Consider the following 26,880-nt stretch of genomic DNA (forward strand, 5'->3'; position numbering starts at 1 on the left):
GGCGCATCAGGGTGCGGGCCAGGGTGCGAAAGGGTTGGTGGCATGTGCGAGCACCGGGGTGAGCGTGGGGAAGTGGCGGAGCAACACTGTGCGCATCGTGTTGTCGCGGATCCACGCCATGCCCGCTTCGGTGTAAACGTCGGCGGTGAAGTCCGTCGTCAGGAATCGATCAGCGGCGATCCTGCGTGATGCCATCAAGATGAACACCCGAAACGCGGTGTCGGAGAATCCGAAGCCTCGGGGTTTGCGTTCTGCGTAGAGACCGATCATGAGATCAACGTCATCGATGTCGCGGTACATCTGCTCGAGTTGCTTCGCCCACTCGGCGTTGTTCGTCAAATCTGCGAAGCTCTTGGCGGGCGGGAGTCGGAAATGTCGCCGGAATTCGTTGTAGCGTGGCACGCCACGCTCTCGGCTTCGGAGGACATCGATAGTGGCGAGGTCAATCGACTCAGCGTCCGGCCGCGGGAGATCACGGAGAGCTTCCGGGAAATTGTGGAGCGTCAGAGCTCCCGGAAATGCCCTTCCGAACGAGTACAGCAAATCGTCCATCGACCATTCCGCCATTCGCTGGTGCACCTTGTCGGCCAGAAGATCTCCGAGCGGGTGAGTATGCCTGGTCTGGCCCGTGGCCAGGCTCCGTACATCGAGGTGGTCGGGTAGCAGGGGATGCATGCGATACACCGCCACGAATTCTTCGGTCAACGAGAACGGCACCCCGTCGAGATGAGTTCCGCCGCCTGGAATCCCGAAGAGTATCTCGCTGTCGACAAGCCGCCCGAACTTCGAGGTGAACTTCTCACCCAGTAATCCGAACCAGTTCGCGTGCATGCCGGTCACGGTTGTGGGGTGCGCGATGATCGCAGGTGTCCAGTCGACAGTGTGGATCTTTGCCATCAGTGCCGAGTTGACCAGTCGCGCAACGTTGTACAGCCGCTCTTGATCAGCTGTGAATTCAGGGTGTGCGACCGTGAGTCGTCGACATATCGCGTTGTGTTCCCGCAGGAACAACGACTGCATCAGCGCGAGTCCCAGCCACGAATTCGCCTTGGGTCCGTTCTTGTCCAGCAGTTGTTCCGCTGCCAACGTGGGGAGTCCGTCATCAGCGAGTTCGATGGTGGCGAGCAGATTGCCGTCGGCATCTCGGTCGCGGATCGCGGCCGCGTACTCCTCGGTGTCGCCGTAGATCTGCGACGCGTCCCACCAGTGCGTGTCACGGTTGGCGTACGTCGGCGGGGCGTCGGCCGGGCCGTCGAGTGTCGGCGTTCGTGGAACCTGCATCGGCCGGGAGTGCGGCCATTGGTCGTCGGCGTCGAGCTCGATGAGCCACGGCTCGGGATCGGGAGGAGTGAGATGACTCACCCAGTCATGCACCTGAAACTGGATCCACGCGGCGGCGAGCAGGTTGAGCGTCTCAGCGGGCTGAAACTCGGTGCGCGCGAGCAGCTTCTCGCTGACGACGCGCGGACTCGGCTCACGAAATCTGTCCCCGAGCTCGGGCCAAGTCGCGTCGAGTGGCACGTTACGCCCGAATCGAGTGCCGACGGACCCCATGTCGGGGTGCGCGAGGTTGTCGAAGCGCCCGTCGATCGTGCGCTTGCGATGGTCCGACGCCGGTAACGGTGGGTCGAGCGGCGGGGCAGGATCGGGATCGGTGTCGACGAGGTTGAGCGCCCGGAGCTGGCTGCGGATGCCGACCAGCACCGCCAGCCCCAGCGGTTTCGGTAGTCGCGACCAGCCGACCACCCGGTCGAGCTGCTCCGCGGTCACTGCGAGGACCCGCTCAACGGTACTTCTCTGATCGACCACCGATTCCTCTTCCGTACCCGTGTCGCCCGCCCTGACCGATGTGACGCGATCAGTATCCCCGACGGCGGCGTTCGGGTGCATGCGTACCGGACTACCTCATCGGGAGAACGCTGATTCGAGTACCCCGGTACTCGTGCGACCGCCATCCATGTCGCGAAGGCTGGAAACCCAGTCGGTTCACGCATGTCCGACGCAGGGTCAATCGGCACGATCAACGATGTCGTGCACTACGGGAGAATGGCAGGTGATTCGTGATCGTCCCGATCGGCATCACGCTCAACATCGAGACGGAACTCGACGACGCGGTGTCGGCGCTGGGGTGCCGCGTGGGCGACGCGCGGCACAGTCGATTCTGGTTCGCGGAGGCACGTCATGCATCGATCGACACCCCGACACCCCTCTACGACAACAGAGTGGCGATCAGGTTGCGCACGGGTGCCTTCGACGACCTCACGGTCACCATGCATCCCGAGCGAAGCGAGTGGCTGACCGGTGATTGGGCCAACTCGTTCGACCGTGACCAGTTCGAATATCGCATTTCAGATCAGTGGTGTGGTGGCGATCGAAGGCTCAGGGCGTCGGCACGTACCCGTCATCCGTCCGGGAGCATGTCCGAGGCGATCGAGAACGGCGCCGATCCCACCCACCTCCTCGACACGGCGCAACGACGCTTTCTGGTCGCGTGCGCGTCGTCGGGGCCGCCGATCGACCACCTCGTACTGCGTGGGCCGATCACGTCGCAGGTCTGGGATACGTCGGTGCGCGACGTCCGACAGGTTCGGGTGGCGAGGTGGCTGTCCGATGACATCGACGTGGTTGGGGTCTCCACGTGCATCGGTGTCCGCCCCGGCGAGTCGTCGCACGACCTCGCGGCGCGGGCCTCGGCGGTCGCGAGCGATCTCCGCGACAGCCTCCACGACGCCGGGTGTCAGACCAGCCCGCTGACGAGCAAAACCGTTCTGGCGCTTCGTGTGCTCGCAGGGGCGACCCCGTGATTACCCGTCGACGGAGACGATCGTCAGCTCGAAGACCAGACTGTCACCCTTGTTGATGCCCGCGGCAGGATTGCCATTCGGGTATCCGTCCTCAGGGTTCATCGCGACCGCAACCGACGAACCCACCTTCTGACCCGCGATGGCCTTCTTGAAACCGACCACGACCCTGTCGAGCGAGAACTGAACGGGAGTACCCCCCGAGTAGCTGCTGTCGAAGGTCTTACCGTCACGGCCATCGACGCCGACGTAACAGACGCTGACGGTCGCCGTGTCGGGGACAACCTCGCCGCTGCCCTCCCGCAGGGTGTGAACCTGCGTCTGCTCGACCGCGAACGGAGTGGTCACCGTGACTGCCGGTGCCGTCGTCGAGGTCGAGGCGACGACGTCGACACTTCCCGTCGTGCCACGAAGGGTCCAGTCCGGCTTGGCATCCGCGGCCGGTGCCGCAGACGGGCAGGAGGGCGACGTCGCGGAAGTCGATGACGACGCGGCAGCGTCGGATCCGGAATCGGAGCCGCACGCGGCAAGTCCGATCGTCAGCGAGGCAACGGCTACGGGAAGTACGACACGGCGGATGTTCACGGGCGTCACGCTACCGAACGGCTTACCCCAGACCGCGAACCGCATCGAACCACATCGCCGACGTCACGAACCCTGGAGTCCCAGTGCGCGGGAGATGGTGAAGAACAGGTCCGTCTGATCGGTCAAGCCGACGACATTCGCCGCGCTGGGGCCGTATGCGGCGATCCGCACCTGCGTACCGGTGTGGCCCTGATCCATCGCGTCCAGATTGTCCGACGTTCCGTACGACACCGTGAGCGGCTGGCCGTCCTTGCCGGTCAACACGCGGGTCAGTCCGGGGTAGATGGCGTCCTTCTCCACCTGCAGGGGCAGCTTCGCGTCGTCGGCGGCCTTCTGTACGTCCTCGGCAGTCATCGACTCGACGATCTGGCTGCTGTGCGCGTGATCGGCGGTCACGATCACCAGCGTGTCGCGGTTGTCCTTGGCGTAGTCGAGCGCCACCTTCGTCGCTTCGTCGAGGTCGACGGTCTCGCCGATCTGACCGCACGGGTTTGCGGCGTGATCCTGCTTGTCGATCGACGCGCCTTCCACCTGCAGGAAGAAGCCCTTGTCGTTGCCCTTGAGGAGGTCGATGGACTTCTTCGTCATGTCGGCGAGCTTCGGCGTGGATGCGCCACGTTCGGGGTTGTCGGTGCACGTCGCGGCTGGTTCGAGGTAACCGCCCTTGGTCGCGACAGGTCCGTTCCAGCGGACAGGCATGTTGCCGTCGGCGAAGAGTCCGAGGACGGGGGAGTCCTGGTTGGCCATCGTCACCCCGTTGAGTTCGTCGGCGCTGCGCACCATACGGTAGCCCCGCTCTTTCGCCTGGACCTCGAGCGTCTTGCCCTGGTATTCGCCTGCGGTGGCGGTTTGCTGGAATGACTTGGCGCCACCACCGAGCACGACGTCGGCTCGCGTTCCCAGCAACTGCTCGGTGATCGACCCCTTGCCACCCTTTTCCAAGGCGTCGGTCGGACACTTCTCGGATGTCTCCTCGGGCCCATAGCATTTGCGATTGGTGACGTGCGCGACCTGCACCGCGGGTGTGGCGTCCTGGATCTCAGCGGTGGTGACATCACCGGTCGCCTTGCCTGCCTTCTTGGCGAGTTCGAGCAGCGTCTGCTGGGAGCGGCCCTCGATGTCGACGGAGATCGCCCCGTTGTACGTCTTCGTGCCGGTCGACCACGCCGAACCGCTCGCCGCCGAATCGGTGACGTAGGTGGGCTTTCCGTCCTTGTCGAGCGAGTAGTGCGTGTACTGACCCGTCAGCGGCAAGGCGTCGATCCCACTGAAGGCGCCGCCCGCGCCCTGCGCGTAGTCGCGAGCAACGGTGATCTCGGAATCTCCCATGCCGTCACCGATCAGCAGGATGACGTTCTTGGCCCCGGAGTTTCGGATGGAGTCGGCGATGAGCGAACTGCGGTCGTCGCCGGCCCTCGTCGCCCCGCCATGTTCCGAAAGCTTGCCCTTGGCAACGGGATTCAACAGTGGTCCGGCCGCATCGTTGCTTCCGTCACCGCCGCACGCCGCCATCACCGTCGTCGCGCACGCCAGAGCCGTGACCGCCATGTACCGATGTCGTCGCATCCGCATTCTCCCCATATCCGTCGTTTCACTGAACTCGGACATGGTCGTTGCGATATGTGAACAAAAGTTGTCGTGGGGTCGACGCTGGTGCGGCCACCCGACCACGACTCGGGTGGCCGCGCGACCTCAGCGCTTGAGCGGGCTGTAGAAGACCAGTCCGTTGCCCTTGTTGTCGTAAACGACTGCTCGACGCTCGTGCGCGTCGTCGTAGGGGCCCTTGATGATGGCGCCACCGCTTTCCTCGACAGCTTTCGCGTCACCGTCGACGTCATCGGTCTTGATGCCGACCACCACCTTGCCCGGTATCGGATGGTCGACGTCTGTGGCGAGCGCGAGCGTCAACGACCCGCCGTCGAGAGCGGCGAAATGCGCTCCGTCACGGAACTTGAGCGCCATGCCCAAGGTCTCGCTGTAGAACTTGATGGAATCGTCGAGATCATCCGTCGACAGAACGATCATGCGGACTTCGTGGTCACTCACGTGGGCCTCCTTTGGCCGAATCGAGCTTGCTCAGCGTGAACCCCAACCCCGGAATTCACGCTAGTGCACCCGACAGCCCGACGAACGGGACTTTCGGTCCGCACACACGCAGAAGCCCGCACCTACGAAAGGCTCCCGATCTGTGTCAGATCGGGAGCCAGTGTCGTCGTCGTACCGCGCGTCAGCCGCGAACGGAGTCGAGCGCCTCGTTGAACGTCGCGCTCGGACGCATGACCTCAGCCAACTTGTCCGAATCCGGGGCGTAGTAGCCGCCGATGTCGACGGCTTCGCCCTGCGCCTTGTTCAGCTCGGCCACGATCGCATCCTCGTTTTCGGCAAGCGTCTTCGCCAGCGGCTCAAAATGCTTGGCCAATTCCTCGTCATCGGTCTGTTTGGCCAGCTCTTGCGCCCAGTACATCGCGAGATAGAACTGGCTGCCACGGTTGTCGAGTTCGCCCGTGTTGCGCGATGGACCCTTGTTGTTCTCGAGCAGTCGTCCCGTCGCGGCGTCGAGTGTCTTGGCGAGCACCTTGGCCTTCGGGTTGTCGTTCTTCTTGCCCAGATCCTCGAGGCTGACCGCAAGCGCCAGGAACTCACCAAGTGAATCCCACCGGAGATGGTTCTCCTCGAGGAGCTGCTTGACGTGCTTCGGGGCAGAACCGCCCGCGCCTGTCTCGTACAGACCGCCGCCGGCCATCAGCGGGACGATCGACAGCATCTTGGCGCTGGTGCCGAGCTCGAGGATCGGGAACAAGTCGGTCAGGTAATCGCGCAGGATGTTGCCGGTGGCCGAGATCGTGTCGAGGCCGCGGATCAGGCGTTCCATCGTGTAGCGGATGGCACGCACCTGCGACATGATCTGGATGTCGAGGCCCTCGGTGTCGTGATCCTTCAGGTAGGTGTTGACCTTGGTGATCAGCTCGTTCTCGTGGGGGCGGTAGGGGTCGAGCCAGAAGACCACCGGCATGCCCGACTCACGCGCACGCGTCACGGCCAGCTTCACCCAGTCGCGAATCGGCGCGTCGCGCACGATGCACATGCGCCAGATATCGCCCTCCTCGACGTTCTGCGACAGCAGGATCTCCCCGGTGTCGAGGTCGACGAAGTTCGCGACACCGTCGGCCGGGATCTCGAAGGTCTTGTCGTGCGAGCCGTACTCCTCGGCCTTCTGGGCCATCAGTCCGACGTTGGGCACTGTGCCCATCGTCGTCGGATCGAACTGCCCATTGGTCTTACAGAAGTTGACCATCTCCTGATAGATCCGCGAGAACGTCGACTCCGGGTTGACCGCCTTGGTGTCCTTGGGCCGACCATCGGCGCCATACATCTTGCCGCCGGCGCGGATCATCGCGGGCATCGACGCATCGACGATCACATCGCTGGGAGAGTGGAAGTTGGAGATGCCCCGAGCGGAGTCGACCATGGCGAGCTCCGGCCGGTGCTCGTGGCACTTGTGCAGGTCGTCGATGATCTCTTCTTTCTTCGACGCCGGCAGCGATTCGATCTTGGCGTACAGATCCGACAGCCCGTTGTTGACGTTCACGCCGAGTTCGTCGAAGAGGTCGCCATGCTTGGCGAACGCCTCCTTGTAGAAGGTGCGCACCGCGTGACCGAACACGATCGGGTGGCTGACCCGCATCATCGTCGCCTTGACGTGAAGCGAGAACATGACGCCCGTTTTGTAGGCGTCCTCCATCTCCTTTTCGTAGAACTCGATCAGCGCCTTCTTGCTCATGTACATGCTGTCGACGACGTCGCCGTCGAGAAGCTTGACCTCGGGCTTGAGGACAATGGACTCGCCGTCGGCGGTGACCAGTTCCATTTTCACCGTGCGGTCGCCCTCGACCGTCATCGACTTCTCGCCGTGGTAGAAGTCGCCTTCACGCATGTGAGCGACGTGGGTACGCGACGCCATCGACCATTCGCCCATCGAATGTGGATGCTTGCGGGCATACTCCTTAACCGCCTTGGGCGCGCGACGATCCGAATTACCTTCTCGCAGTACAGGATTGACAGCACTACCGAGGCACTTCGTATACCGGTCGCGGATCTCCTTCTCTTCGTCGGTCTTCGGATTGCCCGGATAGTCGGGAATGGCGTATCCCTTGGCCTGCAGTTCCTTGATCGCAGCAAGCAACTGCGGGACCGAGGCGCTGATGTTGGGAAGTTTGATGATGTTGGTGTCCGGGTCCTGGGTGAGACGTCCCAGTTCGCCGAGGTGGTCGCCGACCTTCTGCTCGTCAGTCAGATAGTCGGGGAATTCGGACAGGATGCGCGACGCAACGGAGATGTCGGAAGTCTCGACGTTGATGTCGGCGGAGTCGGCGAACGCCCGGATAACGGGCAGAAAGGCGTAGGTCGCCAGCATCGGCGCCTCGTCGGTCAGGGTGTAGATGATGGTCGGTTGCTTGTCGCTCATAACCTGCCTTCGCTCTCGAGTGCGGTCGCCCGACACAATTGGGTCGTGTGTCGCAACCGCTGGCCACGCGCGGGTGTGCGCGTCCAGCGTCAACCCTATTCCGTCAGCCAAACCCGTGCCGCACGTGCTCGCGAAATGAACTGGGTCGCGTCTCGCTAACAGCGTGTTCTCTGCCACTGAGGTGCGCTCGCGGTAGGGCCGACCGGCCATGGCAGACTCGACCGCGGTCCGTGAACGAGGTGCAACCGTGAGGTGACGATGGTGAACTCTGCCGTGGATGGGGCTCTGACGCTGACCGACACGTTCGAGGCGAACCGCTCGATCCAGCGGTCCGCAGCTGTCCGACTGTTCGCGGCCTCGAACTCCGCGATGTACGTCACGCTGATGGAGCGTCATCTCGATTTCGGAATTCGCCACTCCGAGTCAGAGCTAGCGATTCGCCTCGACCGCGACATCGCCGCACTCGGCACCTCCGACCAGCCCACCGGCCTCGATCTCATCAAGTCGTGGGCCAAGCAGGGGTGGCTGCACCGCGTCACCGACGCAGCATCGCCGTCGGCGCCCAACGTGTGCTTCCTGAGCACCGAGGCGCGCTCGGTGATCGCATACATGCGTCGGTTGCGGCGCGAGGACAGCGTCGCCACCGGCGGGTCCATCATGGGCGTGGCCGCCGGTCTGCACCGGGTCGCGACTCAGGTGACCGACGATCCGGAACGAATTCGCGAAGACATCGAGAGCCAGATCGACGAACTCGACGCCGAACTCGTCGAACTCAACGAGGGACGCCGTCGACCATTCGACCTGCGGGGAGCTGAGGACGAGGCTCGGGCGATCGCCTACCAGATGGAGCAGATCATCACCGACATCGGCCAGTACGGCGCGATGCTCGATCGCATCACCACAGCACTGCTCGACGACCCGCACGACTCCGACCTCGCCTACCGCGATCGACAGCGACAGATGTTCGACGACTACGAGTCCCTCCTCGAGTCATCCCAAAGCGCGTCCTATCACGCCTTCACCCAGATGATCCAGGATCCGGTGCAGCGCGCCCGCCTCATCTCCGACATCGAGCTCGTCGTCGACAGGCTGCCGAGTATCGACACCGGACTGCGCGCAGTGATGGAGAACTTCTTCCCGTTGGTCAGTGAGCAGATGGCCGAGGTCGGGCGAATCAGGCAGCGTTGTGCCCGTCGAATCCGACGGTTCGTCGCATCAGGAACTCTCGAGCAGAGCCGTGGCGTTGCCCGACAGCTCAACGACGCACTGGCCACCGCCAACGAGTTGCTCAAGGATTCACTCGCCGATCGTCGTCTCGGCTACGAGCTGCCGGTCGCAACGCCGCAGGTGACATCCATCGGTCGGCTCGCGTTCGAAATCCGCAATCCGGCACCGCCGGAGCAGGCACGACCCGCCGACGGACGCACCAACCTGGCATCATTCGCATCTCTCGCGGGGCAGGTCGACACGGTGGAACTCGCCGACGTGGTGAACGACAAGCTGACCGCGGGACCGCTGTCGTTGAGCGACGCGATCGCCGCGCTCGACGAGCCGTACCTCGCGCATGTCATCGTGTTGTGGTCGTGGGCCCTGCGCCAGCCTCGGGAAGCGCAGCGCCAGCCTCGGGAAGCACAGCGCCAGCCTCGGGAAATGCAGCGCGAGCCTGGGGAGGGGTCGTCGTTTGTGCGGTTCCGGTCGCTGGAGGGCGAGGACCGCGCGATCGAAGTGCCGACGCTGATGTTCAGCGAGCCCATCCCGTCCCAGTACAGCGATACCGATTCGATTCTCAGCACGGAAGCCGACGCCTGATGACCAGCACCGACACCACCGATCCGAACACTCCCGAGGCATCTACGGACGCCGCTGTCTCCACCGGCACGCCCGTCGACGAGTTCGCCGGATACGACGATCTGCCGACCGCGGCGACACACGGGAGGATCGACGGACCAGGCGCGCCCCGATTCGACGGTGATGTCTCTGCGATGCCCGATCGCGCATGCTGGGCGTTGCAGAATCTCCTCACGCGCAGGCATGTCAGTGGTGACCGCAACCCACAATTGTGGGCGTGGGTCACCGAGTATGAGGATGTGCTGCGCAGCCGCCTGTCGGAGCTCGACCTCCGACTGCGCCTTGTCGACGAGCTCCAGGTGGCATTCGTCGAGCAGGCCGGATACGAGTCACGTTGGGGCAGAAAGATTCTCAAGCGCGAGACCATCCAGACCTACGACGCTATCCTCGCCCTGCACCTCGCCAAGTTCCTGCGTTCGTCGCGCGAGGAGACAGCGATCATCACCCGTGAGGAGATCCACGAGATGTTCGCGGGCGTGACCAACACGATCGACCGCGACCTCGCGTTGTTCGACAAGCGGATCGAGCGCGCGATAGACAAGCTCGAAGAGCTCGACTTCTTACGCAGACACCGCGACGATCCCGACACGTTCACCGTCAGCCCGGTGATCACGGCGGTGATGACCGCCTCGGTGATCACCGACCTACAGCATCAGTTCGAGCAGTTCATCGGCGCGGGCGACACCGGTGACGATCTCGCCGTCGACGCCGATTCGGCGGGCGCAGAAGGCAACTCGACGCCCGCCGACCAGTCGGATTCCACCGACGAATACTCCGACGACGAAGGAGACGAGTGGTGAGTGATCTCGACAGGCTCGATCAGCGGGACAGGCTCGATCAGCGGGACAGGCTCGATCAGCGGGACAGGCTCGATCAGCGGGACACGCTCGATCAGCGGAGCACGCCCGATCGCGGCGAGGGGGACGAGCAGTACTACCTGTCCCGGTTGCAGCTCATCAACTGGGGAGTCTTCGACGGCTACCACTCCATCGGGTTCAGCCCGGGCGGCGCACTCATCACGGGCTCGTCGGGCAGTGGTAAATCGTCACTGCTGGACGCGATTTCGCTGGCCTTCCTGCCGGATCACCGTCGCAACTTCAATGCTTCTGGCGATACCACCGCGGCCGGTTCGTCCGGCGGTCGACGCACCGTCGGCAAGTACGTGCGTGGTGCGTGGGGCGAGCGTCGCGACGCAACGGGAGCACACCGCGAGATCATGTATCTCCGCGGAAGCGGCCCAGCCTGGGCGGCGATCGCCGTCACCTACACCTCGACGTCGGGCACAGCCATCACCGGACTGGTGCTGAAGTGGCTTGGCGCAGGCAAACTCACCGATGCCCATAGCGCGTACTTCATCCACGACGGTGACGTCGACATCGTCGACGCCTGCAACGAGTGGGCCGCGAATGGCTACAGCGCCGCCCGGTTCCGCGACCGCGGCTGGCAGGGCGGTCCGGGAGAGGGCAAGTATCTGTCGACCCTGTACTCGTTGATCGGTATCCGCGGCTCGGATGCCGCACAGCAGTTGCTCGGAAAGGCCAAGTCGCTCAAGAGCGTTGGCGGACTCGCACAGTTCGTACGCGAGTTCATGCTCGACGAACCCACGAGCATCGCAGGCATCTCCGACGCACTCGAGCAGATCGATCCACTGGTCGAGGCGCGTGAACTCCTCGACGTATCCCGGCGCAAGCGCACCATCCTCGACAACGTCGAGGCGATGCAGGAGCGCTATGCGGCGGAGTCGGCGACCTTCACGGTTCTCGACACCATCGAGCCCGAGGTCGTCCGCTCGTACGTCACCAACCTGCGGCTGCACAATGCCGAACCCGAGATCGCCGACCTCGACGATCAAATCGCCCGCCTCGATTCCGACCTCGCCGCGCTCAACTCGCAGCACGATCAACTCCGCCGGGATCACAGCCACCTTCTCGGTCGGATCGCAACGTCGACAGGCGATCTCGCGCCGCTGCAGGAACAACTCTCGACGGCGCAGAAGGCGAGCAACGAGGCGTCGATCCGTCGCGCCACCTATGAACACAAGATCTCCGCGCTCGGATTCGACATTCCGGAAGACGGTGAGGCGTTCTGGGAGTTACGCGAGCACCTGATGGAGGAGGCCACCCGACTCGACGGTCAACTCGAGGCGGGCAAGCCACATTTCGCCGAGACCCTCGCCACCGAGGTCGCTGCGCGCTCCCAACGCGACGCTGCCCGTGACGAACTCGAGCGCGTGCGCCACGCCGGCTCCGCGCTGCCTCGCGCCGAACACGAGATGCGTCGAATCATCGCCAATGCACTCCAACTCGACGAGTCCGAACTGCGGTATGTCGCCGAACTCGTCGAGCTCGAACCCTCTGCCGAGAGGTGGCGGCTGGCAGTCGAGAAGGTCCTGCGTAACGCCGGGCTGCGACTCCTGGTGCCGGACAATCATTTTGCGGCTGCCCTCAAGTTCGTCAACGAGCACGACATGCGCGGGCGGATTCAGCTCCACCACGCAGAGACGCGTCCCGCGCCGATGGTGGAGCCGGGCACGCTCGGGGCGACGCTCCGGGCGGCCGAACCCGACCACCCGTGCACCAACGAGGCCCTCACGATCCTTGCCAAACTCGGCAATTACGTGTGCGTCGATTCCACCGCGGATTTCGTCGAACACACCAAGGCCGTGACCGACCGTGGCCTTCGCAAGGACTCGGCGAAGCTCGCCATCAAGGACGACCGTCAGCAGTTGCGTCCGTCCCAGTACATCTTCGTCGGAAACGTGAGCGCGAAAATCGCTGCGCTGCAGGAAGAACTCGAGTCCGAGAACGAGCTGTACGAGCAGGCGCGAGCTCGCAGTGCCGAACTCGACCGAGAGCGCACAGCCAAGGAGCAGCGACGCGACGCCTACCGACGGGTCTGCGAACAGTTCGCCGCGTGGAACGAGATCGACCTCGATACCGCTGACGACCGCGTCGACGCGCTCACCGAACAGTACGAGCTCCTCATGGAGGAGAATCCCGACACCGAGGCGCTGCAACGCAAGGCCGAGGACATCTGGGAGCAGGTCCGCGCCGCCATTTCGCAGGCCGCACTCGTGCGGGACAAGATCGCCACCCACGACAAGCGTCGTACTCAACTACTCGACCTGGTCGACAGGTTGAAGATCGAACCCGTCTCTGCCCACGCGGAGGCGACGCTCGATCGCTTCCGCGAGGAGTCCGCGGCGGTGCTCGACGTGCTCGCACCGGATCCGTTCCGCCAGGATCTACTCAAAGCCGTTGGGCGCGAGCGTGATCGGACGCGCGCCGACACTCGACGTTCGCGCGACGAATTGGGTCGCGTCCTCGACGCCTACGACAAGGAGTTCCCGGACGCGATCCCGAACGACAGCGACGATTTCGACGAGCGCGTCCACGACTATGTCGCGCTGTGCCGCCGCATCGACGAGCGCGAGCTGCCTGCCGCCTACGAGCGAATGCGACGACTCATCACCGAGCAGGCGCCGGGCGCGATCCTGAGTCTGCACATGGCGGCCGAGGCCGAGGAGCGACGGATCGTCGAGCAGATCGAGCGGGTCAACTCCGGGCTCGGCTCGGTGGCCTTCAACCGCGGAACCCGCCTACGGCTCTGCCCCGGTCGCAAGACTCTCGCGGCAGTCGCCGAACTGACCGACAAGGCGCGGCAGATCTCGTCGCGAACCGCAGCCGTCGGATTCGGCGACGAGGAGGCCATCCTCGAGCAGTATGCCGACATACTGCTTCTGCGTGAACGACTCGCCGGTGCAACGCCCGAAGACCGTCAGTGGACGCGAGACGCACTCGACGTGCGTAACCGGTTCGACTTCTACTGCGAGGAACGCGACGCCGAGACCGGCGAGACCATCCGCACGTACAGCAACGCGGGCGACAACTCGGGTGGTGAGCAAGAGAAGTTGATGGCGTTCTGTCTGGCAGGCGCGCTGAGCTTCAACCTGGCGAGTCCGCACGGCAAGGGAAACCGTCCCATCTTCGCGCAGTTGATGCTCGACGAGGCGTTCTCGAAGTCCGACCCGCAGTTCGCGCAGCAGGCACTCGCGGCGTTCCGCAAGTTCGGCTTCCAGTTGATCATCGTCGCAACGGTGCAGAACACCAGCACGATCCAGCCCTACATCGACAACGTCGTCATGGTGTCGAAGACCGAGGACGTCAACAGCCGTCCCATCGCCACCGCGATCTCGACGTCGATCCAGACGTTCTCGGATCTACGTCGAACGAGCACGAGCCGTCTGCCCGTCTGAGCGCACCGACCACCACTGACCAACGAGGGCCTCGGCTGGTAGCAACCAGCCGAGGCCCTCGTTGATCAGAGCGTCGCGTCAGGACGAGTAGTCGTAGAAACCCTTGCCCGACTTCTTGCCGAGGTAGCCCGCCTCGACCATGCGCCGCAACAGGGGCGGCGGCGCGTAGTGGGGCTGGCGGAACTCGTCGTACAGCGATTCGGCGACGTCGAGAACGACGTCGAGTCCGACGGTGTCGCTGAGCGTCAACGGGCCCATCGGGTGTCCGCAGCCGTTCACCATCCCGGTGTCGATGTCTTCCTTGGTGGCGTAGCCGCTCTCGTACATGCGGATGGCGTCGACCAGGTAGGGGATGAGCAAGGCGTTCACGACGAAGCCGCCGCGGTCGCCTGCCTGAATCGTCTTCTTACCGAGGTGATCTCGCGCGTACTCGGTGACGGTCGCCACTGCCTCTGGCGAGGTCGCCAAGCTGGAGATGATCTCCACGAGCGGCATGACCGGCACCGGATTGAAGAAGTGCACACCGACAACGCGACTCGGGTCTGCGACGTCCTTGGCGATACGGATGATCGGGATCGAAGACGTGTTGGTGGCGAGGATCGCGGTCGGAGCGGTGATCTTGTCGAGTTCGGCGAAGAAACCCACCTTGAGTGCCTCGATCTCGGGCAGGGCCTCGATGACGAGTTCGCGGTCGGCGAAGTCGGACACCGAGGTGGTCAGCGTCAGACGGGCCAACGCCTGCTCGGCATCGTCGGCGCTGATCTTCGACTTCGAGACCGCACGGTTGATCGACTTCTCGATGCGTGCGCGGGCCGCGTCAGCCGCAGCCTGGTCGCGCTCGAGAACGAGGACGTCGTCACCCGCGCGGATCGCGATCTCGGCGATACCGGCACCCATCGTGCCGCCGCCGACTACTCCGAGCTGTGTCATGGAGCTCCTCCAGATTGTGAAACGTGGTCGCAGGTCAGCCTACTGCGCAAGGGCCACACGAAATGAACCCGAGGTCGCGGCGGGGGTCCACCAACCCGATCAGGCTGTGAGCGCGGTGATCGCACTGTGCGGCAGCGCATAGGAGTGATGCCCATCTCGTCCGGTCATGTCTTCGGCGCCCGCGAGCGCGTTGAGCACGGCTTCCTCGACCGCATACACCGTCGCCGCGTAGAGCGCGTCCATCCGATTCCACGGCATCACAGTCTGGGTGGTGAGGAGGACGTCGCTGTCCGATAGCGGAAATCCCGTCGTGGAGGAGCGATCATCTGCCGTCGAGAAGGCGAGGAACAGATCACCGGAGAACAGTGATCCGGTCGTACCGGTTCTGGCTAGTCCCATCGGGACTCTTCGCGCCATAGCCGTGCACTGTGCGGATGTTGTCGGAGCATCCGTAGCCACGATGACGATGACCGACCCGGCACCGCCCGGAACAGAGAGGTCGTGCTCCAACCACGGCTCCGTCTCCATCGGGTTGGGGACGTCGACCCGAGTTCCCACCGGTATTCCCGCAATGGTCAGTTCGCTGCGCGAGCCGAAGTTCGCCTGGACGAAAGCCCCAACGGTGAACTCGTGCGTCCCGATCTCGACGGCGCGTGACGCTGTGCCGCTACCCCCCTTGAAGCCGTAACAGTTCATCCCGGTACCGCCACCCACGTTGCCTTCGGCTGGCGCCGCTGCCGAAGCGGAATCAAGTGCACCACGCACGGCGTTCGCCGTGACATGGCCGCCATTGATGTCGTTGAGGTAGCCGTCCCATGTCTCTGCGCACACCGGCAGCAGCCATTGTCTGCCCAGCACAGGATCTAAGTCGTTGATCCACTCGATCACTGCGGCATGGCACGTTCCAACGGCGTGCGTATTGGAGATCGTGATCGGCAGTGAGAGTTCTCCGACCTCGTTAATCCAGTGGGCACCCGTCATCTCGCCGTTTCCGTTCAGCGAGTAGAAGCCTGCCGAACATGGCCTACCCACACCGTTTCTGCCACGCGGGAGAAGTGCCGTCACTCCTGTGCGCACCGGCCCGCGGCCGACCTCGAGCGGGCCTGCCCCTTCGATGAGCGTGGTGTAGCCGACCTCGACGCCTGCAACGTCGGTGATCGCGTTCTTCGGTCCGGGTGTACCGGGAAGCGTGACCCCGAGATCGCGAATGCGTGGCCGACTCATGACGTCTCGTTTCGGTTCATCGGGGCACAGTCCGCTCCGACAATGTCGGGACAACCCGTTGCGGTACGCGCGTACGACGAGATCAATTGCACTGCACGGGAATAGGAGAGTGACGCATTTGCGGTGATTATGTGCAAGCCGTATCCGTCCTCGAGTGTCACCAGGTTCGCCGCGATGTCGACTGACGGCTCGGTCAGCGTGAAGTGCCCTTGGGCAACACCGACATCCAGAATTCCCATGTACAGGGCGACCTGTTTGTCGAAGAGCGCGGTGACCAAGATCGCGTGGTCATCGCGCAACCCGAGATGCGAATCGAGTTGATAGAGAGCAGATACCAATGCGTCGTCCCCTGATCGCGGAAGGCCCGCGGAGATCATCACTCGCAGCCGGTCGCGAGCATCTGCGAGTGACGAGACCTCGTGAAGGCGCGCCGCATAGAACCTGTCGCTTGCGAGCCTGTGCACTTCTTTCAGCAGCGTCTCGAAATCGGTGAAGTAGTAGTGAATGGTTCCTGTCGACACATCGGCGATGGCCGCGATGTCGGCGATACGGAGGGCCGCCAGACCGCGATCACGTATCGCGACGAGCGTCGCTGTAACTATCGCATCCCTCGCCGCGGCCTGGTCTTTGCGCCGAGCCATGACCCTCCTGTTTCACCAGTTAACTTCTGATTACGCGCCTTTCTACGCATTGACAGCATAAACACATAATTCTTTGATTGACCAGTCAAGAAATTTCCCGGTCACTTGAAGGAGCGCGCATGACCGACATCAACCCGCGCATCGCGCCGGCAGCAGGCGTCGCATACGAACAGCAACTCTCCCGGAGCCTCACGATGCGGGAGAACATCTTTATCACCCTGTCGTCGGTCACTCCGGCGTCGAGCGTGTTCATCATCGTTCCGGCCATCCTCTTGGCGGCAGGCGGCGCTTCGGTCCTGACAATGGCCATCGCCGCGGTAGCTGCCATCTTCGTGGGCATGTGTTACGCGGAGCTGGCAGCGACCTATCCGGTAACGGGTGGTGAATACACCTGGGCGGCAAGACTTCTGGGTCGTCCAGCGGGATTCGCATTGTTCTTGCTCACACTCGTCAGCGGTATCTTCATCATCGCGGTGATCGCGTTGGGTACAGGTGAATACCTCGGGGTTGCGTGGTCCGGGCTGTCCGGCAAGTGGATTGGGGTGGGGGTCATCGTCGTCACGACGGTCGTCGCCACGTTGAACATCCGGACCAATGCTTGGGTCACCGGACTCTTTCTCGTGATCGAGATAGCTGCCGTGACTGTGCTGGCGATACTGGGGTTTGCGCATGTGTCGCGCGGTCCGGGGGAGTTCGTCCACGCACAAGCCATCGTCGACGGCTCACTGACCCCTGTTGGATTCTCGGCCCTTGTCGCGCTCGTACCGGTGGCGCTGTTCGCCTACAACGGATACGGAGCGGCCGTGTACTACGTCGAGGAAACGAAGAACGCCGGCAAGATGATTGGGCGGGTGATCATGGTCTGTCTCGCCGTTACCGTCGCCGTTGAGATCATTCCCCTGATGGCAGTGGTAGTCGGGGCACCATCGATGAAAGATCTTCTCTCGGCCGAGTCACCGATGAACTACTTTCTCATCGCACGCGGAGGGCCGACGCTCAACGTTGTCATCAGCGTCGGCATTGCGATCGCGATCATCAATGCGGTCATCGCGATCATTCTGCAGATCGCGCGACTGGTATTCGCATCGGCCCGCGATCGATCGTGGCCGAAGCCGGTCGACGACGTGCTCAGCCGCGTGCATCCTCGCCTGCACACACCCGTTGCCGCCACTGTGCTGGTTGGCTTGGTGGCGGCCGTCGCCGCCGCGTTCCTGCCACTCGACTGGCTCGTCAATGCAACCGGAGCAACGACGGTGGTGCTCTACCTGATGGTCGCGTGTGCGGCGCTACGTCTGCGACGCAGGGGAGCACCGACAAGCCGTGGCTACCGAATGCGCTTGTGGCCTCTGGCCCCGCTCGTCGTGATCGCGGTGTGCCTCTACGTCTGCTATCAGCTCATCACACCGGAGACATGGGTCCAATTGGCGATCGCGGTCGGCACGCTGGTCGTGGGTGCCCTGTACTACATCGCCTATCTCTACCCGCGTCGTGCCGATCGGTGGACTCTGCCCGACCCGATACACGAGGACGTGTGAGTGGCGTGCAGATTCAGATCATGTTCTTCCGGGTGAGCCAATGCATCACCGGCCACCCGATGAACACCGGAAGCCAACAGGTCAGTACGCGGTAGAGCAGCACACCGGGGACAGCCACTGCCGAAGGAACACCAAACGCCGCCAGGCCACCGATCAGTGCCGCCTCGACGGCCCCGACACCGCCGGGCGTCGGGGCGGCGGAGGCCAACGTCCCGCCGACCATCGTGACCACGGTCACGGTGATGAACGAGACATGCCCGCCGAACGCGTGCACGCTTGCCCAGAGCGCGAGTGCACCGCCGAGAGTCGTTGCGCCACAACCCAGTGTGATGATGCCGAGCCGTTTGGGTTCACGCGCCACCGCGCGCAGGTCGACGAATACCTCGATCAGTCGTGGACGCAACGAGGCACCGAGCCAGTGGCGAAGCGTCGGAATGAACAAGAACAGACCGATCGCACCGAGCACGATTCCCGCGACGAGGTAGAGCACCGTCGCCGAGGGAACGAAATGCGACAGGTCGGCCGAGGTCCCTGCGATCGCAGTGAAGAACAACAACAGCACCACGTGCACGATCACCTGCACGCTCTGCTGCAGTGCGACAGCCGTCGTCGCCCGAACACCCCCGAGACCGGCCTTCTGCAGAAACCGCGTGCTGAGCGCGAGTCCGCCGACGCCGGCCGGAGTTGTCGTCGCGGCGAATGTGTTGGCGAACTGCATGACGGTGAGCTTCCACATACTCGTGAGACCGTCGGCGCAGGCCCATAGGGCGGCCGCCGCGCCGACGTAGGTGAGCATCGACGCCGCCAGACCGGCCGATGCCCACACCCAGTCGAGGGTGCGCAATTCACTGAAGAAGGTCGGCACCGTGCTGATGAACGGGTAGGCCACGTAGACCAGCGCCACCAGCAGGACCAACTGGATGATCTGGGAGCGACTGAACCTCGTGATGGTCTCGGCGCGGATCTCGTCTGCGCCTGTCTGCGAACGGATTTCATCGCGCGCCGACGACATCACCTTCTTGGCGTCGCTCAGCTGGTCGCGTATCCGCCTCGGCAACGCCGACGAGCTCAACCGTCGTGACGCGGTCAGAACCGCGTCGGCTCCGAACGCATTGATCGCCGAGGTGACGGCGGGCTCCGGACCGTAGAGGTCGGTTGTGGTGGCGAGCAATTGAGCAATGTCGGACTGGAGCTGGACGTCGGTGGCACCGAACTCCGCGAAGTGAAAACCGCCGAACACGATGCGGCCATCGGTGATGGTGATCTGCGCCGCCCGAAGGTCTCCGTGGGCTATCCGCTCCGCGTGCAGCGTGTGTAATGCGGCCCAGATGTCGGCCACCGCGACGTCGTCGCTGCACGAATGGAGGGGCGTACCGCGGGGCGGTGTACAGGCGTACATCATCCAATCCCGATCAAGGGGCGCAACGGCGACAACACGACTGTTCGACAGACCGAGGTCGTCGACGACGGATGTCATGAGTCCGCGGTGCTCGACCATTCGATGCGCGGAGAGCTGCAGCGGTGCTGTTTCTTCCGAGCGCAGGCGGATCTTGCGCCAGAACTCGCGCAGCAGACCTGCGCTGCGCTGATTGGGTCCGTACATGTCGACGATGATGTCGTCGTCGGCGTGGGCGACGAGTTCGAGCGGTCCGCGACTGGCCGGCCGGACCACGCGGAGCGCGGTCACGCGCACACCCCGTTGTTCCAGCATCCGAACCGCATCTTCGAGCGGCACGACCAGCGCGGGCGTGCCCGCGACCCACACAACCAGTGAGCCGACGAACCAGCCGGTCGCGAGCCCCAGGACGGCGCGCGCGGGTACGACGGCGCTCACCACGAGGTGGATGGGGACGAAGGCCAGGAGCAGGATCCACCACCAGCGTCGCCAGCGGGCGGGAAGCCACGGTCCCGACACCGTCAGGACTGCGGCAAGCATCGCGATCCAGCGCGGATCGTCGAGGAATTGCGACAGCAGCGAATCGAGCCGTTCGTTGCGATCGAAATGCCATGTCGGGGCGGCGATACCGTTCTCGCTGACCGACAGCGCGAGAAAGCTGATCGCGGCTGCCGTCGCGTACGCCCAGAGCAGTCGCCATTGTCGAGCGGCGAGCAGGCCGACGAGGATCATGAACGGGAGTGCCAGAATCGCGATGCCGTACGCGAGATAGACCAACCCGGCCTGGGTGGGCGTCAACACTCCCACGATGTCGGAGATCGACTTCTCCAGTGCCACCCAGTCGCCCCGGGTGATCAGTGAACTCACGATGACGACAATGAGCACGATCGCCGAGGTGGTGAGACGAAGTATGTCCGACGTACGCCGCGTCAGCGGCTGCAGCAGGTCACCGGAGACGGTGATCTCGCGTCCGTCGACATCCATCGGCTGCTCGTGTCTTCCCACGTTTCGGCGCGCCGACGGTGTGCCGGGCGTAGTCAGACCCCAACATATCGGGACATGCGCTCACAACCCGGGAGGCGACGGGTTACCGAGCCGCTCGCGCTCTCTCGACCACCAGCGCGCCGAGGCTCACGAGATCGGAGTCGGCGTGTGATTGCCTTACGTAGACCTGAAGGTCGGCGACGGCTTGAGCGTGCTCGGCGTCGTGGACCAGCGGGCCGGGTCCGAGCGCGCGCCCAACCCGGTCGATCACGGCGCTTGCCCGTTGTTCGACCGACCAGCGAACGCTGAAAGCGCGTCGTCTGGCCGCCTCGATGTCTGACGGGCAGGCATCGAGCTCGCGTGCAGCCGCGTCGAGGAGTGCGATTGCCGTCGCGATCTCGGCTTCGACGGCGCCGAGGTGCATCAAGAGGATGTCCGACAGCCCACTGTGCGCCGACGACGCCTTGGCGTACAGCACGTCGGCAACTTTCTGCGTACCGCCGACCCAACAGGCCGCCACACCGATTCCTCCGTGCCAGAACCCGGCGCGATCAAGGTAGGCACCAGGCTCACCGACCGGTCGACCGACGACGCCGTCGAGGACGACCGTTCCGGTCTCGGTGCGATTCATGCCCGAGTTGGTCCAGTCGGCAGGCTCTCGGCGCACACCTTCCGCGCCGAGTTCGACGGCGAACATTCGACGCTCACCACCGCCGTTGAGAACGTCCGCGGTGATCAGTGCGTGGTCACACGACAAGACTCCCGAACACCACGGCTTTGCTCCGGTGAGAAGCCACGTGCCTCCGCGCCGAAGCTCAGCGGTCACGCGCGGCACGGGAGGCTCCGCGGCCCACACGCCCCAGAACTCACCGGGTTCGGTGCCACGGCCGGTCAGCTCGTGGAGGATGGCATCGGCGTCGAAGTGCGCCTCCACCAGTCTTCCGACGGCGATGTCGACGTGACAGAGCTCCCGAAGGGTTCCCCATCGCGTCCGTGTCTCGCCCGCGCCGGGAAGCGGGACGGCAAGGCCGTCGTCAAGGAGATCGCGAGCTCGCGACGAGGCGTCGTCGATCATGCGTAGCCTCCCGTCTGAGCGGTGGCGGGACATGATGGAGCGGGACATGAGGCGGAATCCAGCGATCGTAGGTGCGCGGCGAATCCGTGCTCTGCCCGACCTTGTGCACGGGTGGATGTGATCACCGGCGCATGGTGCGACGCGACGACCCGCGCACCGAAAGCTCGGACACGATGCACCAATTCGACATCTTCGCCGTGGGGTATCGGCGCAAACCCGCCCACCGCGTGATAGGTGGCGGCGCGCATTCCGAGGTTCGCGCCATGAATGTGACTGTGGCCCTCCCTATTTCGATACGACTCGGTGTAGCGACGCTCGACGTCTCGCGTCCACCCCGTCCATCCGTCGGGCGTCACGGTGCCGAGGTAACAGTCGGCACCGTGGTCGGCGAAGTGAAGTTGCTGCTGGAACCAGTGTGGCGGGACCCGGCTATCGGCGTCGGTGCTGGCAAACCAGGTCGCAGCGTCATCGACGGCACGCCCGGTGCCGTGTCGCGCGAAGCCTTCGCGTCGTGCAGCCCCCACGGAGCCGAAGGAACACGAGATCACCTGCACGCCAAGCGGTATCCGACGCGCGGTCGCGTCCGTGCAATCGTCGAGGACGACCGTCACAGCTACCTCGTGCGGGGTGTTGCGCGCCGCGACGAGAACGCTCGTCACACAATCGGCGACGAGATCTTCCTCATTGTGCGCCGGCACAACGACGGCAATCCGGTTGACTGCAGTCGGTGAGACAGCGGCAGTAGATGAGGCAGGGGTAGTAAATGCACGCACGTGGCCCCCAGGACGGGTCGGATGATGGCGATGCCCATTGGCTGAAGGCGTGGTTACCCAACTCTAGCCCGTACGCGCGCGAACAATCATGATCGGCGAGGTCACGCGGCACTTTCGAGCGCGAGCAGGGCCGACTTGACCTCCAACCCGCCGAGGTAGCCGCCGAGCGTCCCGTCGGTGCGCAACACCCGATGACAGGGAACCACCACGGGCAGCGGGTTGGTGGCACAGGCCGTTCCGACAGCTCGAATCGCGGCGGGATTGCCGACCCGCTGAGCGAGTTGCTTGTACGTCGTGGTCTGCCCGTACCCGATCTGCGGCAGGTATCGCTGCACCTGCTCGCGGAAACCCGAGGACAAACGATGATCGAGAGCCAGTCCGAACTCGTGTCGGCGTCCGTCGAAGTACTCGTGGAGTTGGGCGGCCGCGTCGTCGAGCATTGCCGGCGCTCGAAGAATTCGTGATCCGATCCTGGTCGCCAGGTCGTCGAGGACCGCGTCGAATCCCTCGTTCTCGAAGGCGACGCGCACGAGTCCCGCCTCTGTCGCCGCCAGCAACAGTGTGCCGATGGGCGTATCGACGGTTCGGTAGCCGACGTCGAGAAGTCCTTGTTGCACTGCACCGATTTCCAGCCGCGCGTGCAGGGCGGTGAGATCGTCCTCGGAGACCGCGAACTGGATTCCCAGTTCAGTTGTATTGTCACTCATGGGTTTTCGTGTCCTCGTTGATCGTCGGCATCTATGTAGGTGCGTCGTAGCGCTTTCATGCCGTCGGCGGCAGCTCGCCGGACAGCGTCTGGGGTACTGCCGAGCAATTCAGCGGTCTCGGTGTGGGGCAAACCACCGATGTAGTGGTAGGCAATGGCGAGGCGTTGACGGTCGGGGAGTAGGGCCACCGCGTCCCACACTCCCGCACGATCGGGGGCCGCAGAATGCAGGTCTGCCGCCTCCGGGATGTTTTCGGTGGGGGTCGGACGACGCTGTCGTCCCCGGATGATGTCGATGGCCTTGCGTTGGGCAACTCGCACCAACCACGCCTCGACGTTCACATCCTCAGCGAGGTCCGGCCAGGCGCGCAGCGCCGCCAGAAAGGTCTCCGACCAGGCGTCATCGGCGTCGGGTCCGCTACCAAGGGCGGCCCGGCAGACTCTCAGTACCGTTGCACCGTGCGTCGACACAGCACGCTCGAAAGGCTCTTTCATGTCCATCACACGGTAAACGCCGCGGAACCGGAGAACGTGAGATCGCCGTTCGTAGCAGTCAGAACAACCTCGATGCTCGGATCTCCTTCGGCTCCTCGAGTTCGAGAAGCCACCGCTTGCGCTGCAGCCCACCTGCGTAACCGGTCAGTGAGCCGTCGGCCCCGATCACCCGATGACACGGGATCACTATGCCAACAGGATTGCGCCCTACAGCCTGCCCGACGCGCTGCGCCTGCTGCGGCATCCCGATCTCCGCTGCCACCTGACCGTAGGTCGTGGTCGTGCCAAACGGAATGCCGCGCAACGCATTCCACACCGCCTGGTGGAACGCGTCGCCGTGAGTGTGGACCGGTAGGTCGAAGTCGGTTCGGTCACCCGCGAGGTACTCGACAAGTTGCGATGCCGCGGCGTCGACCAACGCATCGTCGTCGACGTGGTCACCCAACGCCGCGTCCTTGGGACGATGTCGCTGATCGGAGAAGTAGATCCCGGTGATCGCTTCGCCTGTCGCGACGATTGTCACAGCACCCAGCGGGGTCACGACCGCGCCGCATCTCGCTGTGCTCCCCGCGCCCTCCGTGTGTCCATTCATCATCTTCACGCTTCCTGTCTCGTCCACATTGCTCATCGCCACGCAGTCGCACAGTGCCCTCCAAACGTGAGATCTGTGTGGACATCGACCCGTCGACCGGCAATGGCTGCCCGCTGAATCGTCATCGTTCGATGTCTGGTTGCCCACTCGGAGCAGTGCGCTCGGGGTCGGCATCCGCGGTGGCCGGATTGTCGAACGAGACCTCGATTTCCTCGAATCCCTTGCTCCGTTGTGCCTGTGCCTGCGCGGTATACGCGGCCTCGTCGCCAGGAGTGAGGACGACGTTGTCCGTGAATGGCGTCAATACCGAACGCGGGTAGAGCTTGTCGACGCGGACAGCATTGCTTTCGACGCAGAAGATGACGAGCACCGCCGCGATGTACAGAAAAGCCAAGAGCCCCAACACCACCGCGAACACGCCGTTGGTCGCACTCGACCTCACGATCACGCGTTGCACGTAGACGCTGCCGAAGGTTTGAAGCGCCTGCCAGCACAGCGCTGCGGCGATCGCTCCGGGTAATACGTCGCGGACGCTCACCGAGCGTGCGGTTCCGATGACGAACGCGATGGTGAATACGGTCGTGTACAAGATCACCGATGCGAGAATCGCCAGAGGCTTGCCCACCGTACCGAGGTCTACCGCGGCGACGAATCCGTTCAACACGGTCAGACCGATGATCGATCCTCCGATTGTCAGCAACAGCACTGCCCCTTTGAGGCGTGCCTGGATCGGATTCGGTCGCTCGTTTCTCGGTACATTCCAGATGATGTTCATGGCGTTCTGAATAGCCACGGCCACTCCGAGTCCGCCGTAGATCGCGCCGATGACGCCGATTGCCACCGTCACACCACTACCGCTGATCGTGCCCGTTTCACGCAGCTGCGAGCCGATGACCGGGATCTGCGATAACGCGGAATCGAGGATTTGTTGCTCGAGTTGAGGGTTGTCGCGCAGCACGATTCCCAGGATCGATGTGAAAACCAGAAGCAGCGGAAACAACGAGACGAACCCGTAGTAGGCGATCAGTGCGGCGAGATAACCGCCCTGGTCGTCGAAGAATTTGTAGAGCACAGCCAGTGGGTATCCGGTTGATGGATGGCGGTGCTGAAAGTTGTCGATTCGCTCGGCAAGTGACAATCGCCCAGATGACAACTCTCGCCTCCCTTGCCTTGAGAATGGCGACGTTGTGCGCTTGCCACGGCCACCGCTTCGACAAATCCTATTCGGAGGCATCCTGATCGGGCAGCACGGCTCGCCGAGCAGACGCGCAACCGACGCCAGAGAAGTAGAAACAACAAGCGGCTCTCACCTGCAGCATGTGCGGGTAAGAGCCGCCGTTGAGCGCGAACTCAGATCTGGCGCGGTTACTGCGTCGGTACGACCTTGCCATTCACCGTGACCTCGACGGTGTTGGTCGACGAGTTCCACGTGATCTTGCCGTGCTCGAAGGTCGACGTCTTGACGTCACCTTCGGTGGTCTCGTCGCTCGTTGCTGCGCCGAGCGGACCCTGCGATCCGCCCTTGCCCTCCGCCGACGGGTTGCCCTCGGCATCGCGCTTGACGTTCCACGCGTCGCGAATCTTGCCCCACGTGATGTACGCCGGGGTGGCCTCTTCGCCATTCTTCGCAGTGATCACGCCGCCGGCGAACTGCTGGAACACAACACCGTTCGAGCCCGTGCCCGATGCCTCGGCACCGGTGCTCGGTGCGCCGAGATCGGTCTTCTGCTGCTCGGTCGCCGCCTGATACTTCGCCGCGATCGGTCCGGTCAGCGTGACCGTGCTTCCGTCAGCCGCTTTGAGCTCCACAGAGGCACCAGCAGCCGCCGAGCCTGACATCCCCGACATCCCCGCCATGCCGGACTCGCTTGCCGATGCCGACGCCGATGCCGATGCCGACGAGCTGGAGTCATTGTCATCGCTGCAACCGGCAGCGATGAGGGTGACTGCCGATGCCGCCGCAACGACACCGGCGATGCGGCGAGTTGTCTGCTTCATTGGTTCCCTTTCGGTTCGAGACACTGAAGTAGTACACGGTCGTCAAGACCGCGTTCAGGACCGTAACCACATCCGACGACCAGACTCGACGAGAACTCGCCGACTGGTGCAGTGTTGCAACATCAGTCTGGCGAAGCCGACGTAGCGGACAAGGATCGTGTCCCAATCGTGAGTTCCACGTCCAAGAAACCCGCTATGGGGCGGCGGAATACGTTGGGTCCATCGACAGTTGGAACCATCGACGGCGTCGGATTCATTGCCCCGGGTCCCACCCTTCACCGCTTAGAGCGGATTTTTCGCCGAGAGGCGCATGACCGATTCCGTCCATTTCAGAAGCCGTCGACCGCCTCGGTCGGCGGCTTCTTGTCTGTCGGGGTCGCGCAGACGCGGCTCACGATTTTTGGTGGGCTGCCGCCGAACCGTGGCGTACCAGTCCGCGCCGAGTGGAGAGAATGCCAGATCACACTGTCCGGAAAGACAACACCTCATCTCGATCCGGAACAGGATCCGCACTTAGCCAACTAGCGTCGACGTTGTTCGAGTTCGATCCTGACGCGGGCGCACGATGTGCGACGAC

General features: G+C 63.8%; 21 protein-coding genes. 5 read left to right on the forward strand and 16 right to left on the reverse strand.

Annotation, left to right across the window (positions count from 1 at the left end; genetic code table 11):
- Positions 1-6 precede the first annotated feature (6 nt).
- Entirely contained in the window at positions 7-1,890 is a 1,884-nt protein-coding gene (locus tag GOSPT_RS03550) for a peroxidase family protein (RefSeq protein WP_005203013.1), read from the reverse strand.
- Positions 1,891-2,060: 170 nt separating this feature from the next.
- On the opposite strand from GOSPT_RS03550, the gene GOSPT_RS03555 reads away from it, so the two are divergent.
- Positions 2,061-2,804, forward strand: a complete 744-nt coding sequence (locus tag GOSPT_RS03555; RefSeq protein ID WP_005203016.1) for a hypothetical protein — start codon at positions 2,061-2,063, stop codon at positions 2,802-2,804.
- Here GOSPT_RS03555 and GOSPT_RS03560 read toward each other — a convergent pair whose 3' ends face one another.
- The 4 genes from GOSPT_RS03560 to GOSPT_RS03575 all read right to left on the reverse strand — a co-directional run bounded on the left by GOSPT_RS03560 (position 2,805) and on the right by GOSPT_RS03575 (position 7,851).
- Positions 2,805-3,338, reverse strand: coding sequence for an FKBP-type peptidyl-prolyl cis-trans isomerase (locus GOSPT_RS03560; RefSeq protein ID WP_039854613.1), 534 nt, complete (start codon positions 3,336-3,338; stop codon positions 2,805-2,807).
- 111 nt (positions 3,339-3,449) lie between these two features.
- The gene (phoA, locus tag GOSPT_RS03565; RefSeq protein WP_005203019.1) at positions 3,450-4,952 is read right to left on the reverse strand and encodes an alkaline phosphatase; all 1,503 of its coding nucleotides are present in this window, start codon (positions 4,950-4,952) and stop codon (positions 3,450-3,452) included.
- 126 nt (positions 4,953-5,078) lie between these two features.
- Positions 5,079-5,432, reverse strand: a complete 354-nt coding sequence (locus GOSPT_RS03570) for a VOC family protein (RefSeq protein ID WP_005203020.1) — start codon at positions 5,430-5,432, stop codon at positions 5,079-5,081.
- 181 nt (positions 5,433-5,613) lie between these two features.
- Positions 5,614-7,851, reverse strand: a complete 2,238-nt coding sequence (locus GOSPT_RS03575; protein WP_005203021.1) for an NADP-dependent isocitrate dehydrogenase — start codon at positions 7,849-7,851, stop codon at positions 5,614-5,616.
- Between the two features lie 258 nt (positions 7,852-8,109).
- On the opposite strand from GOSPT_RS03575, the gene GOSPT_RS03580 reads away from it, so the two are divergent.
- The 3 genes from GOSPT_RS03580 (at position 8,110) to GOSPT_RS03590 (ending at position 13,954) form a co-directional block, all read left to right on the forward strand.
- On the forward strand, positions 8,110-9,660 hold the full coding sequence (locus tag GOSPT_RS03580; RefSeq protein ID WP_005203024.1) for a DUF3375 domain-containing protein: 1,551 nt from the start codon (positions 8,110-8,112) through the stop codon (positions 9,658-9,660).
- The gene (locus GOSPT_RS03585) at positions 9,660-10,499 is read left to right on the forward strand and encodes a DUF4194 domain-containing protein (RefSeq protein ID WP_005203025.1); all 840 of its coding nucleotides are present in this window, start codon (positions 9,660-9,662) and stop codon (positions 10,497-10,499) included. The genes GOSPT_RS03580 and GOSPT_RS03585 overlap by 1 nt, the downstream gene beginning before the upstream one ends.
- Before the next feature lie 137 nt (positions 10,500-10,636).
- Positions 10,637-13,954, forward strand: coding sequence for an ATP-binding protein (locus GOSPT_RS03590; protein ID WP_039854616.1), 3,318 nt, complete (start codon positions 10,637-10,639; stop codon positions 13,952-13,954).
- Positions 13,955-14,032: 78 nt separating this feature from the next.
- Here the strand turns inward: GOSPT_RS03590 and GOSPT_RS03595 are convergent, their stop codons facing one another.
- The 3 genes from GOSPT_RS03595 to GOSPT_RS03605 all read right to left on the reverse strand — a co-directional run bounded on the left by GOSPT_RS03595 (position 14,033) and on the right by GOSPT_RS03605 (position 16,749).
- Positions 14,033-14,884, reverse strand: a complete 852-nt coding sequence (locus tag GOSPT_RS03595; RefSeq protein ID WP_005203029.1) for a 3-hydroxybutyryl-CoA dehydrogenase — start codon at positions 14,882-14,884, stop codon at positions 14,033-14,035.
- A gap of 99 nt (positions 14,885-14,983) precedes the next feature.
- Entirely contained in the window at positions 14,984-16,108 is a 1,125-nt protein-coding gene (locus tag GOSPT_RS03600; protein WP_005203031.1) for a DmpA family aminopeptidase, read from the reverse strand.
- Positions 16,105-16,749, reverse strand: a complete 645-nt coding sequence (locus GOSPT_RS03605) for a TetR/AcrR family transcriptional regulator (protein WP_005203033.1) — start codon at positions 16,747-16,749, stop codon at positions 16,105-16,107. Before GOSPT_RS03605 ends, GOSPT_RS03600 begins: the two co-directional genes overlap by 4 nt.
- A 119-nt stretch (positions 16,750-16,868) precedes the next feature.
- Between GOSPT_RS03605 and GOSPT_RS03610 the strand changes: the two genes are divergently transcribed.
- Positions 16,869-18,284 (forward strand): APC family permease, encoded by a 1,416-nt coding sequence (locus tag GOSPT_RS03610; RefSeq protein ID WP_005203035.1) that lies wholly within the window; start codon positions 16,869-16,871, stop codon positions 18,282-18,284.
- Between the two features lie 13 nt (positions 18,285-18,297).
- Here the strand turns inward: GOSPT_RS03610 and GOSPT_RS03615 are convergent, their stop codons facing one another.
- The 8 genes from GOSPT_RS03615 to GOSPT_RS03650 form a co-directional block, all read right to left on the reverse strand.
- On the reverse strand, positions 18,298-20,664 hold the full coding sequence (locus GOSPT_RS03615) for a lysylphosphatidylglycerol synthase transmembrane domain-containing protein (RefSeq protein WP_005203037.1): 2,367 nt from the start codon (positions 20,662-20,664) through the stop codon (positions 18,298-18,300).
- Positions 20,665-20,767: 103 nt separating this feature from the next.
- Entirely contained in the window at positions 20,768-21,739 is a 972-nt protein-coding gene (locus tag GOSPT_RS03620) for an acyl-CoA dehydrogenase family protein (RefSeq protein ID WP_005203039.1), read from the reverse strand.
- On the reverse strand, positions 21,736-22,512 hold the full coding sequence (locus tag GOSPT_RS23000) for a glycosyltransferase family 2 protein (protein WP_085941910.1): 777 nt from the start codon (positions 22,510-22,512) through the stop codon (positions 21,736-21,738). Before GOSPT_RS23000 ends, GOSPT_RS03620 begins: the two co-directional genes overlap by 4 nt.
- A gap of 101 nt (positions 22,513-22,613) precedes the next feature.
- Complete coding sequence (locus GOSPT_RS03630; RefSeq protein WP_005203043.1) at positions 22,614-23,219, reverse strand: methylated-DNA--[protein]-cysteine S-methyltransferase; 606 nt, start codon at positions 23,217-23,219, stop codon at positions 22,614-22,616.
- The gene (locus GOSPT_RS03635; RefSeq protein WP_141630788.1) at positions 23,216-23,713 is read right to left on the reverse strand and encodes an RNA polymerase sigma factor; all 498 of its coding nucleotides are present in this window, start codon (positions 23,711-23,713) and stop codon (positions 23,216-23,218) included. Before GOSPT_RS03635 ends, GOSPT_RS03630 begins: the two co-directional genes overlap by 4 nt.
- A gap of 58 nt (positions 23,714-23,771) precedes the next feature.
- A complete protein-coding gene (locus GOSPT_RS03640) occupies positions 23,772-24,305 on the reverse strand; it encodes a methylated-DNA--[protein]-cysteine S-methyltransferase (RefSeq protein ID WP_005203047.1) in 534 nt (177 codons plus the stop codon).
- A gap of 121 nt (positions 24,306-24,426) precedes the next feature.
- Complete coding sequence (locus tag GOSPT_RS03645; protein WP_039854524.1) at positions 24,427-25,443, reverse strand: YihY/virulence factor BrkB family protein; 1,017 nt, start codon at positions 25,441-25,443, stop codon at positions 24,427-24,429.
- A 227-nt stretch (positions 25,444-25,670) separates the two neighbouring features.
- Positions 25,671-26,303 carry an LGFP repeat-containing protein gene (locus tag GOSPT_RS03650; RefSeq protein ID WP_039854526.1) on the reverse strand — a complete coding sequence of 211 codons (633 nt, stop codon included), beginning with the start codon at positions 26,301-26,303 and terminating at the stop codon, positions 25,671-25,673.
- Positions 26,304-26,880: the final 577 nt, after the last annotated feature.

It is taken from the genome of Gordonia sputi NBRC 100414, assembly GCF_000248055.1.
GTDB lineage: Bacteria > Actinomycetota > Actinomycetes > Mycobacteriales > Mycobacteriaceae > Gordonia > Gordonia sputi.

What these genes read in the sequence shown, in the direction of transcription:
- GOSPT_RS03550 (WP_005203013.1), bottom strand. Translation starts at nt 1,890, where the DNA reads ATGCACCCGAACGCCGCCGTCGGGGATACTGATCGCGTCACATCGGTC.
- phoA (WP_005203019.1), bottom strand. Translation starts at nt 4,952, where the DNA reads ATGCGACGACATCGGTACATGGCGGTCACGGCTCTGGCGTGCGCGACG.
- GOSPT_RS03575 (WP_005203021.1), bottom strand. Translation starts at nt 7,851, where the DNA reads ATGAGCGACAAGCAACCGACCATCATCTACACCCTGACCGACGAGGCG.
- GOSPT_RS03580 (WP_005203024.1), top strand. Translation starts at nt 8,110, where the DNA reads ATGGTGAACTCTGCCGTGGATGGGGCTCTGACGCTGACCGACACGTTC.
- GOSPT_RS03585 (WP_005203025.1), top strand. Translation starts at nt 9,660, where the DNA reads ATGACCAGCACCGACACCACCGATCCGAACACTCCCGAGGCATCTACG.
- GOSPT_RS03595 (WP_005203029.1), bottom strand. Translation starts at nt 14,884, where the DNA reads ATGACACAGCTCGGAGTAGTCGGCGGCGGCACGATGGGTGCCGGTATC.
- GOSPT_RS03600 (WP_005203031.1), bottom strand. Translation starts at nt 16,108, where the DNA reads ATGAGTCGGCCACGCATTCGCGATCTCGGGGTCACGCTTCCCGGTACA.
- GOSPT_RS03605 (WP_005203033.1), bottom strand. Translation starts at nt 16,749, where the DNA reads ATGGCTCGGCGCAAAGACCAGGCCGCGGCGAGGGATGCGATAGTTACA.
- GOSPT_RS03610 (WP_005203035.1), top strand. Translation starts at nt 16,869, where the DNA reads ATGACCGACATCAACCCGCGCATCGCGCCGGCAGCAGGCGTCGCATAC.
- GOSPT_RS03615 (WP_005203037.1), bottom strand. Translation starts at nt 20,664, where the DNA reads ATGGATGTCGACGGACGCGAGATCACCGTCTCCGGTGACCTGCTGCAG.
- GOSPT_RS03620 (WP_005203039.1), bottom strand. Translation starts at nt 21,739, where the DNA reads ATGATCGACGACGCCTCGTCGCGAGCTCGCGATCTCCTTGACGACGGC.
- GOSPT_RS03630 (WP_005203043.1), bottom strand. Translation starts at nt 23,219, where the DNA reads ATGAGTGACAATACAACTGAACTGGGAATCCAGTTCGCGGTCTCCGAG.
- GOSPT_RS03635 (WP_141630788.1), bottom strand. Translation starts at nt 23,713, where the DNA reads ATGAAAGAGCCTTTCGAGCGTGCTGTGTCGACGCACGGTGCAACGGTA.
- GOSPT_RS03640 (WP_005203047.1), bottom strand. Translation starts at nt 24,305, where the DNA reads ATGAATGGACACACGGAGGGCGCGGGGAGCACAGCGAGATGCGGCGCG.
- GOSPT_RS03650 (WP_039854526.1), bottom strand. Translation starts at nt 26,303, where the DNA reads ATGAAGCAGACAACTCGCCGCATCGCCGGTGTCGTTGCGGCGGCATCG.